Below are 221 nucleotides of genomic sequence, written 5' to 3' on the forward strand. Positions count from 1 at the left end.
CGTGTTGAAGCTGGTATCATCAACGTGAATGACGAAGTTGAAATCGTTGGTATCAAAGAGACTACTAAGTCTACTTGTACTGGTGTTGAAATGTTCCGTAAGCTTCTTGACGAAGGTCGTGCTGGTGAGAATATTGGTGCACTTCTACGTGGTACTAAGCGTGAAGACGTTGAACGTGGTCAAGTACTAGCTAAGCCTGGTTCAATCAACCCACACACAAC

1 protein-coding gene is annotated in these 221 nt (G+C 44.3%); it reads left to right on the plus strand.

What is annotated here, in order from left to right:
- Positions 1–221: EF-Tu/IF-2/RF-3 family GTPase (locus AN392_RS18285; protein WP_268796107.1), on the plus strand; the 221-nt coding region annotated here is incomplete at both ends.

The organism is Pseudoalteromonas sp. P1-16-1b, from assembly GCF_001401785.1.
GTDB lineage: Bacteria > Pseudomonadota > Gammaproteobacteria > Enterobacterales > Alteromonadaceae > Pseudoalteromonas > Pseudoalteromonas undina.